The organism is Hamadaea sp. NPDC051192 (assembly GCF_040682475.1).
GTDB classification, from domain to species: Bacteria; Actinomycetota; Actinomycetes; order Mycobacteriales; family Micromonosporaceae; genus Hamadaea; species Hamadaea flava.
Genome location: NZ_JBFBAZ010000086.1, coordinates 1 through 18,653 on the forward strand (window position 1 = coordinate 1; position 18,653 = coordinate 18,653).

14 protein-coding genes are annotated in these 18,653 nt (G+C 69.7%); 11 read left to right on the top strand and 3 right to left on the bottom strand.

All coding sequences use genetic code 11. The annotated features are described in order from the left end of the window. The first annotated feature begins 520 nt into the window (after window positions 1-520). The 9 genes from AB0M47_RS28580 (at window position 521) to AB0M47_RS28620 (ending at window position 12,591) form a co-directional block, all read left to right on the top strand. On the top strand, window positions 521-958 hold the full coding sequence (locus tag AB0M47_RS28580; protein ID WP_363419460.1) for a peptidoglycan-binding domain-containing protein: 438 nt from the start codon (window positions 521-523) through the stop codon (window positions 956-958). A 159-nt stretch (window positions 959-1,117) separates the two neighbouring features. After that, on the top strand, window positions 1,118-5,209 hold the full coding sequence (locus AB0M47_RS28585; protein ID WP_363419462.1) for a hypothetical protein: 4,092 nt from the start codon (window positions 1,118-1,120) through the stop codon (window positions 5,207-5,209). 224 nt (window positions 5,210-5,433) lie between these two features. Then, window positions 5,434-6,123, top strand: coding sequence for a DNA-binding response regulator (locus AB0M47_RS28590; RefSeq protein WP_363419463.1), 690 nt, complete (start codon window positions 5,434-5,436; stop codon window positions 6,121-6,123). Window positions 6,124-6,180: 57 nt separating this feature from the next. After that, complete coding sequence (locus AB0M47_RS28595) at window positions 6,181-6,678, top strand: hypothetical protein (RefSeq protein ID WP_363419465.1); 498 nt, start codon at window positions 6,181-6,183, stop codon at window positions 6,676-6,678. A 65-nt stretch (window positions 6,679-6,743) separates the two neighbouring features. Further along, a complete protein-coding gene (locus tag AB0M47_RS28600; protein WP_363419467.1) occupies window positions 6,744-9,341 on the top strand; it encodes a peptidoglycan-binding protein in 2,598 nt (865 codons plus the stop codon). A gap of 122 nt (window positions 9,342-9,463) precedes the next feature. Further along, window positions 9,464-9,607 carry a hypothetical protein gene (locus AB0M47_RS28605; RefSeq protein ID WP_363419469.1) on the top strand — a complete coding sequence of 48 codons (144 nt, stop codon included), beginning with the start codon at window positions 9,464-9,466 and terminating at the stop codon, window positions 9,605-9,607. 119 nt (window positions 9,608-9,726) lie between these two features. After that, window positions 9,727-10,953, top strand: a complete 1,227-nt coding sequence (locus AB0M47_RS28610; RefSeq protein ID WP_363419471.1) for an ATP-binding protein — start codon at window positions 9,727-9,729, stop codon at window positions 10,951-10,953. Next, window positions 10,950-11,660, top strand: coding sequence for a LuxR C-terminal-related transcriptional regulator (locus AB0M47_RS28615; RefSeq protein WP_363419473.1), 711 nt, complete (start codon window positions 10,950-10,952; stop codon window positions 11,658-11,660). The genes AB0M47_RS28610 and AB0M47_RS28615 overlap by 4 nt, the downstream gene beginning before the upstream one ends. Window positions 11,661-11,754: 94 nt before the next feature. Continuing rightward, window positions 11,755-12,591 carry a hypothetical protein gene (locus tag AB0M47_RS28620; RefSeq protein WP_363419474.1) on the top strand — a complete coding sequence of 279 codons (837 nt, stop codon included), beginning with the start codon at window positions 11,755-11,757 and terminating at the stop codon, window positions 12,589-12,591. 61 nt (window positions 12,592-12,652) lie between these two features. Here AB0M47_RS28620 and AB0M47_RS28625 read toward each other — a convergent pair whose 3' ends face one another. Both AB0M47_RS28625 and AB0M47_RS28630 read right to left on the bottom strand, forming a co-directional pair. Beyond that, window positions 12,653-13,291: a response regulator transcription factor gene (locus AB0M47_RS28625; protein WP_363419475.1), complete on the bottom strand. Its 639-nt coding sequence runs from the start codon at window positions 13,289-13,291 to the stop codon at window positions 12,653-12,655. After that, complete coding sequence (locus tag AB0M47_RS28630) at window positions 13,282-14,484, bottom strand: histidine kinase (protein WP_363419477.1); 1,203 nt, start codon at window positions 14,482-14,484, stop codon at window positions 13,282-13,284. Before AB0M47_RS28630 ends, AB0M47_RS28625 begins: the two co-directional genes overlap by 10 nt. Before the next feature lie 111 nt (window positions 14,485-14,595). On the opposite strand from AB0M47_RS28630, the gene AB0M47_RS28635 reads away from it, so the two are divergent. Both AB0M47_RS28635 and AB0M47_RS28640 read left to right on the top strand, forming a co-directional pair. Then, on the top strand, window positions 14,596-15,363 hold the full coding sequence (locus AB0M47_RS28635; RefSeq protein ID WP_363419479.1) for an ABC transporter ATP-binding protein: 768 nt from the start codon (window positions 14,596-14,598) through the stop codon (window positions 15,361-15,363). Continuing rightward, entirely contained in the window at window positions 15,360-17,984 is a 2,625-nt protein-coding gene (locus AB0M47_RS28640) for an FtsX-like permease family protein (protein WP_363419481.1), read from the top strand. The genes AB0M47_RS28635 and AB0M47_RS28640 overlap by 4 nt, the downstream gene beginning before the upstream one ends. On the opposite strand, the gene AB0M47_RS28645 is transcribed toward AB0M47_RS28640, so the two are convergent. Further along, window positions 17,981-18,592 carry a TetR/AcrR family transcriptional regulator gene (locus AB0M47_RS28645; protein WP_363419483.1) on the bottom strand — a complete coding sequence of 204 codons (612 nt, stop codon included), beginning with the start codon at window positions 18,590-18,592 and terminating at the stop codon, window positions 17,981-17,983. The two genes, AB0M47_RS28640 and AB0M47_RS28645, sit on opposite strands and share 4 nt — an antisense overlap. Between the last annotated feature and the right edge of the window lie 61 nt (window positions 18,593-18,653).

Below are 18,653 nucleotides of genomic sequence, written 5' to 3' on the forward strand. Positions count from 1 at the left end.
GCGGCCATGACCGCGCCGTACCCACTACAGTTCGTCGCGATGGCAGAAGGGTTTGCCTCATGAGTCCCAGCGTTTCAGCGACGCCACGCCGCCGGGCCGGCCGCCGACGCGCAGCCGGCCGAGCTGAAAGCCGGCCATATCCGGCCACGAGGCGGTGCTGATCAGCCCGGGCCGGATCCTCCGAAACCGCGTAGCTCCTCGTCGCCTGAAGTCTGGGACGAGCGCGGGTGACGGGTCGTCAGCATCGTTGTTCCGCTCATGCTCGCACGTGCGTCCCGAACGGGCTGCCGGCGCGGATGACTGTGCGGTTTTCGCGGATTCGTTGGGTGCGGACGGCCGCGTAGGACAACTAGAGTCCGCTTCAGATCGATCACGGTAAGTGCATTCGGTCAAGATCGCACAGCGCGCACAGTCAGAGGTTGGGCGTCCCGCCGGTACCCCGGTGACGGATGCAAGGTCCCTTTTGTATTGATTGGAGCGCAACGCCTGGCTCGCGTGAACGTTCTCGGAGAGGAACACCATGAACTGGAAGCGCACCTCCGCAATGGCCATCGCGATCTCGCTCGCCGGCTTGACGCTCGCTCAGCCGGCGTACGCGGGCAACTCCAGCATCACCCAGTTCTGCAGGGACAACATGTACGTCCTGACGTACAGCGGTAGCGCCAGCGACAGGCCGATGTGGTGCCGTGTCCAGGCTGGACCGGCGGCGGCCTCCGGCTACACCGGACCCGCTGACGGATACCCCGGCGTCAACACCTGGATGGGCGTCCAGCGGTACCTGACGCGCAGCGGCGTCTACAGCGGTCCGGCCGACGGCATCCCCGGTACGAACACCTACAAGGGCATCCAGCTCATCGCCCGGAACGGCGGCTATACCGGCCCGATCGACGGCGTTCCCGGCCCCAACACCTGGCGCGGCTTCGACATGGCCATCCGTGTCGGGTGGTTCGGACTCTGATCGCCGATGGGAGGGTACCGGGCCGGTGGCTCGGCCCTCTCTCGCTCCGCAGCCCATCGCACGACGGCGGTCCTCGGCGGACGAAGCCGAACCCCTGCCGGCTGCACCCGGCCGGCGTGAACGCGAGCCCCCGTAGCCCTCCCCACCCCGGAGACGCACATGCAGACCCGTCCCACAGTTGTTCGTGCCCGCAAGCACGCCGTACTGCTGCTTGTGGCTGCACTCGTCCTCATCCCCACCACGTACGCCCATGCGGCTCAACCTGCCGACCGCAGGCTGAGCAGCGCGGCGTCCGGCGACCGGCGGCCTGAGTCGCCCGGCGACGGGCGCGCACCTCAGGCGGTTCCGGAACGGGACCGTGCCCGCGTCCTGACCTCCCGATGGAAGACGTCGGCCGATGTCGCTTGGACCACCTCGGCCGACGGGAGTGGGTTCCACATCCTCAAGGCCGCCGCGGCCGAGGGCTACAAGTGGCGCGTCGTCGCCACCCTGCGAGAGAGCCTGGTCGATGTCGACCAGTGGATCGGGCAGGCGTGCCTGACGTCCTCCGGTGACAAGGTCGTCGCCGTGTACGCGCCCCGGGCGTTCACGAACAAGCCCGACCTCTACGACCGGGGCGGCTTCGCGGCGGTGGTCGAGCTGCGGACCGGCCGGGTGACCAAACTGGGTGTCACCGCTTCACTCGCCTACTTCAACCCCGGGTGCGGCGCCGACGACCTCGCTGTTCTGACGCAGGCGAAAGCCCATGACGACCAGGGGCGAACCCGGCTGGCGATCATCGACACCCGGCGCGGCGCGGTCGCCGCTCAGCCGGTCGAACTCGACGGGCAGGTGACGTCGGCGATTCCGCTGAGCCGGACCGAGATCGTCGCGGCCAAGGGCGCGCACATCGTGCGGATCGGCGACCGCGGCGCGGTTGCGATGGTCGCCAAGACCACCGGGGTGCCTTTCCAGCTGACCGCTGACGCCGACGGCGGCGTGGTGTTCCTCGATCGTGTCGCCGCGGCGGCTCCGGGCGGCGAGGCGTCGCGCACGGCCACTGCGGCGGCCGCGACGAACGGCCCGGAGGAGCAGGTCGCGCTACGCCTGAGCCGCAGCCAGCTCGCGAAGAGCGGCTCGCTCACGTCCGCCACCGCCGACAGCTCGGCGACGCGTCCGGTGGAGGTCGCTCGGGGCGTCTTCGGCGACTTCGGCCTGGCCCCGGCCGCACGTGGCAAGGTCGCGATTCTCGGCGCGGCGACGGTCCGCGTCTCGGCGGCCTATCTCAAGCACTACCCGAAGGTCGCACCGGGCGCGAGCGCCAGCACCACGGCCGCGGCCTTCGTCCACGACGTCAGCTGGACGAAGGAGCGCGGCGCACCGACCCAGGACGAGGCCACCCCGGTCGAGCTGTCGCTCACGGTCCCGGCCACGAACCAGACGGTACGCATGGGCGCCGACCCGGCCGAGCTGGGGAGTGCGGCAGGCACACAAGCTGGTGATCAGATCTCGCCGGCGCTGAACCTCATGTCGGCGAGCGTGGCGGCCGTGACGAACGGTCTGGTCGGCGACGATCTTCCCGAGTCGTCCACTGAACGGACCTGTGCGATCGCTCGCAACGACCAGCGGCGGCAGGCGATGCAGCCGAAGCCGCGGCAGGTCGAATGGGCGGTGAACCAGGCGGTCACGAAGAACCTCGACGCCAGGTGGAATCCCACCGGCGTGGACGGTTGGCGTACCCGGGTCGCGCTGGACGCCACCAAGCCGATGCAGCTGTTCCCGACACCGGCGCTCGCCGGCTGGCCCACGCGTACCGTCCCGGCGCAGGTCGTCCTCGGCATCGCGATGCAGGAATCCAACCTGTGGCAGGCCTCGAGGTACGCCATGCCCGGCGTCACCGGCAACCCGCTCATCAGCAACTACTACGGCATCGACATCTACAACGGCGACGAGAGCGACGACTGGGACATCAACATGGCCGAGGCGGACTGCGGCTACGGCGTGATGCAAGTGACCGACGGCATGCGGATCGGCCAGCGCACCTCCCAGCAGCAACACGCGATCGCGCTGGACTACGCCTCCAACATCGCCGCCGGACTGCAGATCCTCGTGCAGAAGTGGAACCAGACCTACAGCGCCGGGCTGATCATCAACGACGGCGATCCGGAGAACATCGAGAACTGGTTCTACGCCACGTGGGCGTACAACTCGGGTTTCTACCCGCAGTCCGAGGCCGCGAACAACAACGGCGCCTGGGGAGTCGGCTGGCACAACAACCCCGCCAACCCCAAGTACGACCCGGCGCGCCAGCCGTTCCTGCACAACAACCACTTCGTCGATGCCGTGCACCCGAACTGGTGGCCCTACCCGGAGCGGGTCATGGGATGGGCGGCGTGGCCGATGGGGTTGTACGAGGCGCCCGGGGTCGAGGTGCCCGCGTTCCGAGGCGCGTGGTGGAACAGCGACGACTACCGGTACAAGGTGAAGCCGCCGATGGACCTGTTCTGCGACGACACGAACCGGTGCGCCAAGGAGCTGGTCGGTGAGATCCCATGGGATGAGGACGCGATTCCGGACGTCCCCGGCCCCTGCCGGAGCGCCCAGAACGGCTTCCCGGACTTCCGATGCTGGTACAACCGGCCCGCGAAGTGGAAGAACTGCAGCCTTGAGTGCGGATACGAGTTCGTGCGATTCCCCTCCGACTGGGCGGAGGAAGCCAACGGGACCTCGTACCCGCCGAATTGCAGCCGCAGCGCGTCGGCGTCGGGCAACGCCGCGCCGCCGGGTGCGTACATCGTCGACGAAGACCTGAACGGTGTCCCGTCCGTCCGGCCGTGCGCGGACGTCGCGAGCAGCGGCACTTTCGCGATGAGCTTCGCGGTCGACCCCGACGGCACGATGCCCGCCAAGGTCGACATCCATCAGCTCGGAGCGGGTTTCGGCGGGCGTTTCCTCTTCGGCCACACGCGATCGGGGAGCCCCGGAGGTATTCAGGACCGCCTCGAAGTGGTCGGCACCTGGACACTCAACCGTTCCGTGACCGGCTGGATGCGGGTGGCGGTCCACCTGCCCGACCACGGAGCCCGGACTCAGCAGGCCAAGTACACGATCAACCTGGGCGACGGACGCTCGACCGTTCGTTACCTCAACCAGAAGCGCCAGGCCAACAACTGGGTCTCGCTGGGCTCGTTCAAGTTCAACGGCGTGCCGCGCGTGAGCCTCACCAACGTCACCCTCGACGGCGACGGGACCGAGAACGTGGCGTGGGATGCGATGGCGTTCCAGCCGTTGAGTCGCGAACCCGTGAAGGTGGCCGTCCTCGGCGACTCCTACTCGTCCGGCGAGGGAACCGGAGATCCGGCGGCCTCGGGAGCGGCGGGCTATTACGCCGAGACCAATACCGACGGTGGGGATCTGAAGTGGCAGAACTCCTGCCGCCGCAGCCCCGACGCGTGGGCGAGGAAGCTGGTGATGCCCGGTATGAGCCAGTCGGTGGGCGCCCTGGAGAACCAGTGGAGCTCTGCTGTCGAGCTGGGCTTCGTGGCGTGTTCCGGGGCGGTGACCGAGCAGTTGACCGTGCCCTGGTACTCCCGCGTCACCAGCGAACCCGACGGATACCGCGGAAGGGGACAGTGGTTTGAATATCCGCAGGTCTATTCCGGTGTCCTGAGCGCCGACACCAACTACGTCATCCTGACGATCGGCGGGAATGACGGCGGGGTCTTCGGCGACGTCCTCAGCACCTGCGTGAGCCAGCCGTTGTGCGATCAGTCGCCGATCTGGGACTCCGTGTACGACCAACTGGACGACCATACGATCCCCGACCTGGAGAAGCTGCTTCGCAAGATCCATACGCAGGCGCCGAACGCGAAGATCGTGCTCGCTACGTACCCGACGGTGTTCAAGATCGACGACGCCGAAGCCTGCTGGGTCGAGCCCTGGGAATTGAGCGCCATCCTTCCGCTGCAGACGTACCTGACGCGAAAGCAGGGCGACACGGTGGTCAAGTTGTGGGCGACCGAAGGTTTGAACGTGACGTTCGCCCCCGTCGACGACCGGTTCCTCCGGCACGACGCCTGTGAGGTGCTGGGCCAGAACTGGATCAACGGATTGACGCTGGTGACACAGGGCGATGGCGACGACTCGCCAATAAGCATGGCCTCGTTCCACCCGAACGATCAGGGCACCACCGCGTACGCGGCGGGGATCAGCGCGGCCCTGTCCGCCCCGGTGCCGAACGTTCCGTGGAACCCCATCCCACCGAGCCCGTAATGCCACGGCCGCGCTGGTGTGCCGCATGTTCAGCACGTTCATGCGGCACACCGCGCGGAACGCCTCGCAAGCAGTCGCGGCTGAGCCGGCCCGCCGCGAAAAGAACCCGCGTCCAGGCCTGTACGCCGTGGCGTGACCACACAGGGGGAGGGGACGACGGTGACGATCGCGTACGCGGGGCCGGCTGTTCCCGGGCTGCCCGCTCAGCGCACACGGGAGGCGGAGTGAGACCGGCCGTGGCCGTCGTCGACGACGCCGCCGTCATCCGGGAGTCGATCGCGATCCTGATGCCGGAGATCCAGGTCGTGGCGGCCGTTCCCACGGTGGAGGAGTTCATGCGGAAAGGCCCGCAGGTCGATCTGGTGGTGCTTGACCTGCATCTCGCCAACGCCGCACAGCCCGATGTGCGGCAGGGCATCGCCGCGATCCGCGCGTTGACCGCCGGCGGGTATCGGGTCTGCGCCTACAGCCAGGAGGAGCGCCGGTTCGTCCTGGCCGCCTGTATCGCGGCGGGCGCTCACGGGATCGTGTCGAAGTCGCTGTCCGCCGCCGCGGCGCAGCAGAACTTCGTCGAGGTCGCGGGTGGCGGGACGGTGATCCCTCATTCGGTCATCGGACTTCTCGAAGTGTTGGTGCGGCGCAAGGCGATCACCGTGCTCACCGAACGGCAGCGTCAGGTGCTGCACGGTCGTGCCCGGGGATTCAGCTACGGGCAACTCGCCCGGCGCCTCTTCACGGGCGAGAGCACGCTGCGCGGCTACTGGAAGGACATCACCGACACGTTGTCGGACTACCTCGCCTCCGCGACGCCTGCCGAGATCGAACATGCGCTCGGGCTGGCACCCGGCGACCTGCTCGAGTTCTGGCCGGACGGGGACACGCCGACCAACTGGTGGAGCACGGCACCGGGGTAGCAAGACCAACTCAGCCCCTCATCAGCTACCCATCTCAACCTATCGATTGGAGGCAGGATGCCTGAATCGTCAGACGGGCCGCGGGGTGTTTCCCGGCGTTCCGTGCTCTACAGCGCAGGCGTACTCGTGCCCGGACTCCTTCTGGGCGTCCATGGTGCTGCGGCGTCGGCGGCCGCGCCCGGACAACAAGGATCGTTCTCAGCCGCCGCCTACTCGTGGCACCCGGCGGATGCGACTGGAATCGAGGCCGCCGGAGTGGCATTCAGCCTGACGGCCGGCGGTCGCCCGCTGGCCGGGCGCCGGGTCCGGTTCTCGATCAGCGCCGCGGACGCCGTGAGCGGCAGTGTGTGGTTCGAGACGTCGGAAGGGCTGAAGCGCCCACGCCGGCACGGATACGTCGATCTCGATCTGGACGGCAACGGGAGCGTACGCCTGGACGACCGGCTTCGGGTCGGACCCGTGCCGACCCGGAACACCGGCGCGGACCCGGTGCTGCGCGCCCAACTGGTCGGTTCCGAGACCATCCTCGCCGTCGCCCGCATCTCGGTGGCCTGACCCATGACAACGTCCGCGGCGAGCCGTCAAGACGCGCCGCCGCGCTGCGAACAAAGGAGTTTGCGTTGACCAGAACGGTCGCCGGGGCCGAATCGTGGGCCCGTCAGCACGTCACGGATGCCGGTGGCGGCGGCTTCTACAACGGCTACAACTGGTCCGGCATGTGCCAGGCGTTGATGTTCCGGGCCTGTGCCCTGGCCGGCTCGGCACCCACCGCGTACCAGGCATATCTCGCGTCCGGACCGGACAACCACGACTACTCGGCCGCGCCCAGGGGCGCGTTCCACTGGTGGGGCGATCCAGGCGACCCCGGCCACGTCGCTCTGGACCTCGACGGCGGCGGTACCCGCTGCCTCATGGCGACATCGCATCTGTCCGGCGGCGAGGACTTCGCCCCGGGTGGCTACTGCATCGGAACGCAGTCCGTGGCCCGGTACAACTCGCTGACCGGACTCGTGTACCTGGGCTGGACCCTCGACAACGTCGGCTCCCGGATGGCCGACGTCGGCACGCCCGGTCCGGGCGGCTCTGCGTACACCCTGACGGCCGACGACCAGAAGGTCCTGCAGACCCTCGCCCAGCGCGGCGGCTACACCGGGCCGGTCGACGGCGTCATGGGCGTCAACAGTTGGAAGGGCGTGCAGACCGCGGTCCGGGGATACGGCTACACCGGTCCCATCGACGGCGTACCCGGCGCCAACACCTACAAGGCGATCCAGAGCCTCGCCCGCGACGGCGGCTACACCGGGCCGGTCGACGGGATCCTCGGACCCAACACCATCCGCGGGGTGGCGAACTGGCTGGCCGCGCATCCACCGTCGTCGCCGCCCGCCCCCGGCCCCGCGCCCACCCCGCCCGCGGGCAGCCTGATCTACGGCATCGACGTCGGCACCAGCCAGGCCAACCTCGACTTCCTGGCCGCCCGCAGCGCCGGATTCCGCTTCTGCGTGGTCAAGTCGGGCGGTTCCAACGACGGTACGCATCTGCCGTACACCGCGCCGTACTACGTTCGGCAGGTCGACGCCGCCCGGGCGGCCGGCTTCCTCGTCGGCCACTACTGGATGACCGGATGGGGCACCGCGTCCGGCGACGCCGACTACTTCCTCACCCGCCTGCACGACTACCGCGCCGGTGACCCGCTGATGATCGACGTCGAAGGAGTCGACCAGAGTCCGGTGTGGACGGATGCGCAGACGGCGAGCTTCATCAACATCGTCAAAGCGCGCCTCGGCGCGACGCCGTTCCTGTATACCTACTCCTCGCTGCTCACCTCGCGTACCTGGACGCAGACCCAGGCGACCGGGGCGAAGCTGTGGATCGCCGACTACGGTGCGGCGGCCGGTAGTCCGCGTATCGGGACCGCCTATCCGACCTGGGCGATCCACCAGTTCAGCAGCTCTGGTTCGGTCAAGGGCATCGCCGTCGACATGAACCTGGCGAAGGCCGACGCGTTCGGCACGGCGACGCTGCCACCGGCGGGGCCGAACCCGGTACCCGATCCGGCACCCGACGTCTCCCTGGCCGACGGCGTCACGCTGCAGCGCGTCGCGCAGCTGGGCGGGTACACCGGACCGCTCGACGGGGTGCTCGGCCCCAACAGCTGGAAAGGCATTCAGACGCTGCTCAAGCAGCTTGGTCTCTACAGCGGCCCGGTCGACGGCGTACCGGGGACGAACACGTACAAGGGACTTCAGCTGCTGGCTCAACGCGGCGGCTACACCGGGCCGGTCGACGGCGTCCTCGGCCCCAACTCGTACGCCGGGCTGCGCGGGTATCTGGCCCAGGTCGACGGGAACGTCACGATCGCCACCGCGGATGCCCAGACTCTGCAGCAGATCGCCCAGCGAGGCGGGTACACCGGGCCAGTCGACGGTGTCATGGGCGTCAACAGCTGGAAGGGTGTCCAGGCGGTCCTGTCCGCTGGCGGCTACTACACGGGCCCGGTCGACGGCGTACCCGGGTCCAACACCTACAGCGGTCTGCAGCGGCTGGCGGCCGGCTATGGCTACACCGGGCCGGTCGACGGCGTACCCGGCCCGAACACCTTCGCGGCGTTGCGCTCCTACCTGACCGTGACCAGCGGCGGCCCTGGGCCGATCTCGGCCGCGGACGGCACCATTCTGCAGAAGATCGGCGTGGCCGGCGGGTACACCGGGCCGATCGACGGGGTTCCCGGCGCCAACACCTGGAAGGGAGTCCAGCCCGTGCTCCGCGGATACGGCTACAGCGGGCCGCTGGACGGCGCTCCCGGGACCAACACTTACAAGGGACTGCAGACCCTGGCCGCCGCCGGCGGCTACGCGGGCCCGATCGACGGTGTCATGGGCGTCAACAGCTGGAAGGGCGTGCAGACGGTGCTGCGCCGCTTCGGCTACACCGGGCCGATCGACGGCGTGCCGGGCACCAACACGTACGCCGCGATGCAGCGCATGGCCAAGCTCGGCGGCTACAGCGGGCCGGCGGACGGTGTGCTGGGGTCCTTCAGCTGGCGCGGCATCCAGTCCTGCCTGCGGGGATCCGGCTATTCGGGTCTCATCGACGGCGTGCCCGGCGCGGGAACCTACGTGGCACTGCAGCGGCTGGCACAGATCGGCGGCTACACCGGACCGCTCGACGGCGTGCCCGGCACCAACACCTATCGAGCCTTGTCGAACCTGGTCTGACGCTTTCGGCTGACTGATGCTGGACCGCCCGGCCGACGGCACACATCCGTCGGCCGGGCGTCGTCGTGCACAGGTACGGCCTCAGCCGGTTGTGTGCCCCCCAATGGCCCCTCATCGTTGCCATGCCGATGATCGCTGTGACCCGACGAATCCGCGAGAATCGCCTGGCCCGGGCGATCGTGACCGATCTGCTGAGGGTGGCCGATCGGCTGAGGGCGACCGGCATTCAGCCGATCCGCGCTGTCGCGTCGAAGTGGTCGTTGTGAGCCTGTCGGACACCCCCTCACCTGCAGTACATTGATCGGCGCGCTTCTCCGGATCTGCGCCGGCGAAGGTACGAAACGGCAGCTCACGGCCGTACTCGAACGGTTATTGGGGAGCCACGATGGCGGGGCGGAACGCACGATGGCGTGTCACTGACCTGCCGACGACCAAGGTCGGTGTCGAGCGGGTGTTCACCTACTTCATCGCCGGGGTGCGGTTGGGGACGGTGGCCCAGATGGTTCCCGCGGTCCGTGTCGGTCTGGCGTCCTCGCCCAACGACGCCGCCTATCTGGCGTGCTGGCTGGCTGCAGCGTGCGTGTCGGTCGCGGTGAGCGTGGCGACCCTGATCCGCCAACGCCCGCTGGGGGCGGTCGCCTCTGCCGCGGACTTCGCGTTGGCCTGCGCGCTGCTGGTGCTCGCGCCGCAGGTCCTGGTGGCGGGGGAGCGCTTCGGCACGTGGGTCGCCTACCAGCCCGGGTACGCGTTGTCGGTGATCCTCACGGCCAGCGGTGTACGCAGCCTCGTCCTCTGGGCCGGCAGCCTGCTCGGCGTGGTCATCTGCTACCTGGTGTACCTCGGCGACGCCGGTGCCGGGATGGCCACGACCGCGATCGGCAACGAGCTGACCTACGTCGTGTACGCGGTGGTGGCCCGCATGTTGTTCAACTACATCCGCCGCATCGCGCACGATGCCGATTCCTCCCGTGCACTGGTCGCGGAGTTGGCTCGTGTCGAGGAGGAACGCCGTGCCCGGGTGCTGATGCACAACGGGGTGGCGGTCATGCAACTGCTGGCGAGCTCGAGCCCCGGCGAGCCGCGCTCGGGTCTGGCCGACCTCGCCGAGGTCGAGGTGCAGCGGATGCGCGCCTATCTGCGGGGGCGCCCCAGCCCGGCGTACGAGGCGGACGGTGGCGGCCAGGTCACGCTCGCTCCGCTGGTGGAGCGCATGTGTGATCGTTTCGCCGATCTGCATGCCGACACTCTGCTGGACCTGGGCGCGACTGTGCGGCTGCCGACGGAGGACGCGGAGGCGGTCGAAAATGCGCTGGAGAGCTTGCTGCTCAACGTCCGCGCGCACGCGCGGGCGCACAATGTCGTGGTGCATCTGGACGAGGATCCTCACGGGCGGTGGGCGTTGACCGTCAGCGACGACGGCGTCGGTTACGAGCCGGCGTCGGTGGCCCCCGGGGTCGGATTGCGTGACGTCGTGATCGGTGAGCTGCAGTCCCGTGGGCTCGACGTCGCGATCGCGTCCGCACCCGGCGAAGGGACGACCGTGACCATCAGCGGGTCACGCAGTCAGCCGGATCGGGGTGACGGCGGCGACCGGCTGGCCGGCGCGCGGTGAGGCCTACGGTCGCGGTCGTCGACGACGCGTCGCTGATCCGCGCGTCGCTGGGGCTGCTGATGCCGGACCTCGAGGTCGTGTTGGCCACTGCGACGGTGGAGGATCTCCTGGCGTCAGCTCCCACGGTGGACCTGGTACTCCTCGACCTGCACCTGGTCAACCTCGAGCAGCAGCCCGACGTCCGGCAGGGCATCGCCGCGATTCGTGCCCTGACTGCTCACGGTTATCGCATCTGCGTCTACAGCCAGGAGGAGCGCCGGTTCGTCCTGGCCGCGTGCATCGCCGCGGGCGCGAGCGGTGTCGTGTCCAAGGCGCTGCCGACCGACCGGGCGCAGCAGTCGTTCCTCGAGGTCGCCGCCGGCGGCACGGTCGTGCCGCAGTCCGTGGTCGGCATTCTGGAGGTCCTGGTCCGCCGGGACTGCATCACCATGCTCAGCGAACGGCAGCGTCAGATCCTGCACGGCCGGGCTCGTGGCCTCACCTACGCTCAGGTCGCCAAGCAGCTGTTCGTCAGCGAGTCCACGCTGCGGGGCTATTGGCAGGACCTCACCCGTTCGCTGTCGGAATCGCTGCGCAGCCTGACGGCTGCCGAGATCGAGCGCGCGCTGGGCCTGGCTCCGGGCGACCTGCTGGAGTTCTGGTCGCAGGACGTCGCCGACACCGCCGATTGGTGGCGGATCAGCCCTCCGAGACGGTCTGCTCGGTGACGTAGCGACGCCGTCCGCCGGGATCGGCGTCGTCGGTGCGAAGTCTGCGGAATCGTTGGGTCACAACGATCGCAGCGCGGCCTAGCTTGGCGCCATGACGGATCTACTGGGCGACCCCCCATCGCCGGGTGACGATGCGGGCGTCTCGCGCCGCCGGCTGATGTTCGCCTCAGTCCTCGCGGCGGCGCTGGGGCCGATCGCCGCCGATCAGATATTGGGGCCGACGGCTGCCTACGCGGCCGAGACGCTGAACAACCCGTTCGCGGGGTGGCCGGTGACCGGCTCGTGGGAGGACCACGCGAGCTATTCGGCGGGCGGCACGGACTACCCGCTGAGCTACAACACGGCGCTGCCCGCGCCGGCTTCGGGCACTCTCGAATATCGCGGGTGGGTCGACTCCGGCGGGCGGCGCTCGGTCCTCTGGCTCGACACTCCGTTCAACCGGGTGCTGCCCAAGTCGGGCACGCTCATGAACGGCTCGAGCTATGAAGCGAACGGCCCGATCGTCGGTGTGGTGTTCCAGCACCAGGCCTCGGTGCGCCCGAACGGCCACTACGGCCAGGGCGCGATCGTCGGCTACTCGGGCGCGTCGGCGAGCCCGGGGGATGGCGACTATGGCGGCGACATCCACCTGCACATCCACGGCGTCGACGCGGCCGGGAATCGCGTCGACTTCACCAAGTTCGTCGGCTCGACGACACAGCCAGAGATCATCAAATCGAAGGACGGGAACATGTATCTGATCTGGAGCACCGGCGGCACCGGCTACCTCGCGCTGCCCGGCAAGGGACTCGTCGGCGTCACCAACATGCAGCACTACAACCTGCTCAAGCGGGTCATCAACTCCGACCAGACCGCTGGGCAGCCGGACGTTTTCAACGCCACCGAGATCGCCTGGATCAACTCCTACCTCAGCGGAGTGAAGCCCTGATCCTGTCGTCACCCGACCGGGCGGCCGGCGCTGCGGGGAAGTTCCGCGTCGGCCGTTCCTGTCATCCGTTGAGGAAGGCGAGCACCGCCAGCACCCGCCGGTGGCCGCTGTCGGTGACGGCGAGGCCGAGTTTGGCGAAGATGTTGCCGACGTGTTTGTGCACGGCGTTGTCGGTGATGACGAGCCGCTGCGCGATGGTGTTGTTGTCGTGCCCCTGCGCCATCAGTGCGAGCACCTCGCGTTCGCGGGGCGTGAGGGCGGCGATCGGGTCGGCGCGGTGGGCGAACAGTTGCGCGATGACCTCGGTGTCCATCGCGGTGCCCCCGGCCGCTACGCGGCGGAGCGCGTCGACGAACTCGTCCACCCGGCTGACGCGGTCTTTGAGGAGGTAGCCGACGCCGCCTGCCGCGCTGGACAGCAGTTCGGCGGCGTACTGCCGCTCGACGTATTGCGACAGCACGAGGACCGGCAGCCCGGGGTGCTCCCGCCGGGCCTGCAAGGCGGCGCGGATTCCCTCGTCCCGAAACGACGGGGGCAGCCGTACGTCGACGATGGTGACGTCTGGGTGATGCTCATCCACTGCGGTGAGGAAACCCGCCGCGTCAACCGCGATAGCGGCGACATCGAATCCGGCGCGATTGAGCATCAGCTCCAGTCCGGTCGACAGCAACACGTTGTCTTCGGCGATGACTACCCGCATGGCAGCTCCAGGGTGATGGTCGTCGGCCCGCCGGCCGGGCTGTCGAGGTCGACGACGCCGTCGAGTGCGAGCACCCGTCGGCGGATCCCGGCCAGACCGGTGCCCAGCCGTTCGTCGGCGCCACCCGCGCCGTCATCGGTGATCACCACCGACAGCCCGACCCCGGTGCGGCGCGCCCTGACCACGGCCGAGGTCGCGTGACTGTGCTTGGCGACGTTGGTGAGCGCCTCGGCGACGGCGAAGTAGACGACGGCCTCCACCGCCGCCGGCACCCGGCCGAGGTCGCCCAGGTCCAGCCGCGTCGGCACGCCACACTGGGTGGTCACGGCGGTCAGCGCGCCGGCCAGGCCCCGGTCGGCGAGGATCGGCGGGTAGACGGTCCGGATGACCTCGCGTAGCTCGGTCATCGCCGCCTCCGCGCCCTCATGCGCCTCGCGGAGGAGTCCCGCTACGAACTGCTCGTCGCGCGGATCGTCGGCGAACGCCTGGCGGGCCACGGCAAGGCGCATCGCGATGGCTACGAGTCGCGCCTGCGTGCCATCGTGTAGGTCTCGCTCGATCCGGCGCAGTTCGGCTCCGTGGGCGTCCAGCACTTCTGCTCTGGTACGCGTCAGCACGGCGACCCGGTCGGTGAGCTGTTCGGTCGCCGACGGCGACAGCGCCTTGAGGCAGATCCGGGCATGGGTACGCGCGATCGTCGGGAATCCCGCGTACGCCAACGCGGTGAGCAGAAGGAGCTGGAGCGGGCCGAGTGTGAGAGCCGTCGTCCAGTCGTTCACCGGAACGTCGATGAACAGCCGTGGCCGATCCGCCGGCGCGAACGCCCACCACAGCGGCGTGGCGACCGCGGCAGGCAGCAGGTTACCCACGCACAGCAGCACGAGCAGGCCCAGCGTCACCCCGAGGATGGCGTTCACCGGCAGCCACAGCAGGTCGCGGGGCGTCGCCGCGTCGGCCCAGCCTCGGCGTCCAGTCGTGCCCACCTCCGGCCGGGCCACCACCGGTACGCCGAGGAGCCGGCCGGCGCGGTCGCGGTGCCAGTTCGCCCACCGGCGGGCGTACTTGGGATAGCACAGCAGCGGCAAGGCGAGCAGCGTGACGACGCCGGTGGCCAGCCTGCCGAGCAGGTAGACGCCGCTTCGGCGTACCTGCACCCATCGCCGGCCCGACGTGGCCGCTGCTGTCGCTGGCACGGCGCCCAGTCTGCCCGGCGGGCACCGGCTTCGGCACTACAGCCAGCTGTACCTCACATCGGGCGGCTGAGGGTATCGGTATCCGTCGACGCGAAATCTAGCGTCGTACGCATGAGGTTGACCAGCGAAAACACAGCCGCCCACCAGGCGCAGGCGTACGCGGTGCGGCTGGAGTCGGTGTCGAAGGTGTACGGGTCCGGCAAGAACCAGGTACGCGCGCTCGACGACGTGACCGCCGGATTCCGGCGGGGAACGTTCACCGCCGTCATGGGCCCGTCCGGGTCCGGCAAGAGCACCTTCCTGAACTGCACGGCCGGGTTGGATCGCCCGACGTCGGGCCGGATCGTGCTGGGCGACGTCGAGCTGTCCGGCAGGTCCGAGACCGAGCTGACCCAACTGCGGCGCGACCGCATCGGGTTCGTCTTCCAGGCCTACAACCTGCTCGCGGCACTGACCGTGGCGGACAACGTGACGTTGCCGGTCCGGCTGGCCGAGCAGCCGGTCGACCCGGAGCGCCTGTCGAGCGTCCTTTCCGCGGTCGGGCTCAGCGAGCATCGCGACCGCCGGCCGAGCCAGCTTTCCGGCGGCCAGCAACAGCGGGTCGCCATCGCCCGGGCGCTGGTCAACCAGCCGGATCTGGTCTGCGCCGACGAGCCGACCGGCGCGCTGGACAGCCACAACGGCCGCCAGGTCCTGGCGCTGCTGCGCAGGATCGTCGACGACCTCGGGCAGACCGTCCTGATGGTGACGCATGATCCGGTCGCGGCCGCGCAGGCCGACACGGTGATGTTCCTGGCCGACGGCCGGCTCGCCGGTGAGCTGACCCGGCCGGCGGCCGAGCAGATCGCCGAGCACATGACCCAGCTGGGGCGGTCGTGAGCCGCCGCGCGCTGTCGCGGCGCACGCTCGCGCTGGCCTGGAGCACGATCAACGGACGCAGAGGCGGATTCGTCGCCGCCTTCGTCGCGGTGCTGTTCGGCTCGGCGGTGATCACCGCATGCGGGATCCTGCTGGAAAGCAGCGAACGCTCGGGCGTGCTCACCGAGCGGTATCAGGCAGCCGACGTCATAGTCGGTGCTCCGCAGGCGCTGCCGGTGAACGACGACGTCGACCCCCGGTACGCCGAACGAGCGACCCTGCCGGCCGAGCGCGTCGACGAGGTCGCGCGCGTACCGGGTGTCCGGAGGGCGATCGCCGACGTCGACGTCCCGGTCAGTCTCGTCACGGACGGCGGCGACGTGCTCGCCGGGCCGGGCGGCACCCGGATGCTGGGGCACGGCTGGCAGTCCACCGCGCTCGGCGCGTTCACCCTGAACGCCGGCCAGCCGCCGGCCGGGCCGGACGAGGTCGTCCTGGATTCCGCGCTGGCCGAACGGGCTGGCGTCACTGTGGGCTCGTCCGTTCGGCTCGCGGTCGGTACGAACACCGCCACCTACCGCGTGACGGGCATCGTGCGGCTGCCCGGCGGCGACCTCGTCCGGCAGTCGGCGCTGTTCTTCACCGACGACCGTGCCCGGGAACTGACCGGCCAACCCGACCGGATCGACGCGATCGGCGTACTGGCCGCGCCCGGGGTCAGTCCCGACGAACTGTCCGACGCCATCGAAGCGGCGGTCGCCGGCACGGTCGGCTACACCGGCCGGGAACGCAGCGAAGCCGAGTTCCTCGACCTCGGCAGTACGCGGTCGTTCCTCAGCGAGCTGTCGCTCGCCTTCGGCGGCAGCATGGTCGTGGTGATCATGATCGTCGTGGCGAGCACCCTCGCCCTGACGGTTCGGCAGCGGCTGCGGGAACTGGCGCTGCTCCGGGCGATCGGCGCCACCCCGAAGCAGGTGCTGGCCATGATCGCCGCCGAGACCACGGTCGTGGCGACCTTCGGTGCCGTGCTCGGCGTGCTTCCTGGCATCGGGCTGAGCTTCCTCTTCCGCGAAGCCTTCGTGCTGGTCGGCGCGGTTCCGGCCGACTTCCACCTGTCGATCAGCCCGCTGCCCCTCCTCGCGGCGACGGCACTGTGCCTGATCGGCGCTCGCCTGGGCGGCCGGCTGGCAGCGCGGCGGGTGGCCCGGCTCCGGCCGATGGACGCGCTCGGCGAGGCCACTGTGGAGCCACGCAGGCTCGGCTGGCTCCGGCTGACCAGCGGCTTCCTGCTGATCCCCGCCGGTCTGGCCGCCGGGTTCGTGCTGCCCTGGCGGCTGGCCGGCGACGGGGCCGCCGAGATCGCCGCGTTCTCGGCGTTCCTGCTCCTGTTCGCGGTCGGGCTGCTAGGCCCGTGGTTGCTGCGTGCCGCCGTCTTCGTGCTCGGTCCCTGGCTGAACCGCCGGTCCGGTGTCGGGGGATTCCTCGCGACCGCGAACGCCCGGGCCAACTCGCGCAGGCTGGCCGCGGCGACCACTCCGCTGATCATGGGCATCACCCTGGCTGCCGGGCAGCTCTTCAGCGCCACGACCGCGCAATCGGCCGCGCAGGACCAGGCCGCGGACAGCCTGCGCGCGACCTATGTCGTCACGTCCACCTCCGCCGGCGTCTCGCCCGATGTGGCGGACCTGCTCCGGGCCGTGCCGGGCGTTTCGGCGGTGACGCCGGTGGTGCGTACCAGGGTTCTGGCGACCTTCGGCGAGTCCGACGGCCCGCAGATCCGGGCGTACGCGGCCCAGGGGGTCAGCGGCGATCGGCTCACCGAAACCATGGATCTCGCAGTCCTCGACGGCGACATCACGAAGCTGCGCGGCGACACGGTCGCCTTGAGCCGGATCGCGGCGGGCACCCTGGGGGCTCGGCTCGGCGACGCCGTCGACCTCCACCTGGGCGACGGCACGCCGATCCGGCCCACCGTGGTCGCGGTCTACGAACGAGGACTCGGCGTCGGCGACGTCACGCTGCCGCACGACCTCGTCCTCGACCACACCACCGACCGCCTGGACCTCGCGCTGCTGGTCACAGCAGTCCAGGGAGCAGACACGGGTACGCTCGCCGCCGCGATGCGGTCCGCCGTCGCGCGTATGCCGACCGTCCGCGTCGACAGCCGTGAGTCGTTCGTGGCCGCTCAAAGCGATGCGACCGCGGGCGAGTCGGCGGTCGGCCTCATCCTCAACGCGGTCCTGCTCGGCTACCTCGCGATCGCCGTGGTGAACACCCTCGTGATGGCGACGGCCGCCCGCTTCCGCGAATACGCGCTGCTCCAGCTCGTCGGCGCTACGCGGCGGCAGGTGTTCGCCATGATGCGCGGCGAGACGCGGATCATCGTGGCCGCTGCCGTGCTCCTCGGTACGCTGGCCGCAGTCCCGTCCCTGATCGGCACCAGCATCGCCCTGACCAGGACGCTGACCCCGACCGTCCCGCCGCTGGCGTACCTGGCGATCGTCGCAGTGTCGGCGCTGCTCGGCTGGACGGCCGTCCTGACGTCAGCCCGCATCGCCATGCGTCCACGCCTATCGACGCGATCGGCGTACGCGAGTGAGGCGACCGCACCTGGCTCGCGTACAGGTGGGGGCTGGGTTTAGGTCTGGCGGTGCGCGCGCACGATGAGGTCGGCGGTGTCCTCGGCGATGGCCTTGCGCCGCCGGGCCGTCAGTGGGCGTGTTCCGTAAGCGCTGGCGACCCGCCCCTCGGTGATCAGCAGGTACGCGAATTGCCGGGCGGCCCGGGCCGGGTCGGGCACGTGCAGGGTGCCTGCTTCACCGCAGCGCCGCAAGTACGCCGTGAGCTCGTCGTCCAGCTGTGGGGCGGCGCTGTCGCCCCAGTGTCGGCCGAGTTCCGGGTGGTTGACCACCTCGGCGATGGTCAGCCGATGTAAGGCTGCGAGTGTCGGCGAGAGGGCGGATGCGAGGATGCGTTCGCCCAGGCGAGTCAGATCGTCAAGGGGATCGCCGGTGTCCGGTGCGGGCCGGGCCGCCGCTTGGCCGACGGTGTCTCGCGCGGCGGCCAGGGCGGCGATGAACAGGGCTTGTTTGTCGCCGAAGTGCCGGTAGACCGTCTGCTTGCCGACGCCGGCCGTGGCCGCGATGTCGTCGACGCTCGCGCCGTATCCCGAGCGCAGGAACGCCTCGATGGCGGCGTCGAGGATCGCTTGGCGCTTCTGCGCTGACGGTATGCCGGTCACAGTGGTCACGATACCCGACCCTAGACGAGACCGTCTCGTCTCGTTATCGTAAGACGAGACGAGACGGTCT

Coding starts and splice junctions, on each gene's coding strand:
- AB0M47_RS28605 (WP_363419469.1), top strand. CDS start 9,464: ATGCCGATGATCGCTGTGACCCGACGAATCCGCGAGAATCGCCTGGCC.
- AB0M47_RS28625 (WP_363419475.1), bottom strand. CDS start 13,291: ATGCGGGTAGTCATCGCCGAAGACAACGTGTTGCTGTCGACCGGACTG.
- AB0M47_RS28635 (WP_363419479.1), top strand. CDS start 14,596: ATGAGGTTGACCAGCGAAAACACAGCCGCCCACCAGGCGCAGGCGTAC.
- AB0M47_RS28595 (WP_363419465.1), top strand. CDS start 6,181: ATGCCTGAATCGTCAGACGGGCCGCGGGGTGTTTCCCGGCGTTCCGTG.
- AB0M47_RS28620 (WP_363419474.1), top strand. CDS start 11,755: ATGACGGATCTACTGGGCGACCCCCCATCGCCGGGTGACGATGCGGGC.
- AB0M47_RS28585 (WP_363419462.1), top strand. CDS start 1,118: ATGCAGACCCGTCCCACAGTTGTTCGTGCCCGCAAGCACGCCGTACTG.
- AB0M47_RS28580 (WP_363419460.1), top strand. CDS start 521: ATGAACTGGAAGCGCACCTCCGCAATGGCCATCGCGATCTCGCTCGCC.
- AB0M47_RS28610 (WP_363419471.1), top strand. CDS start 9,727: ATGGCGGGGCGGAACGCACGATGGCGTGTCACTGACCTGCCGACGACC.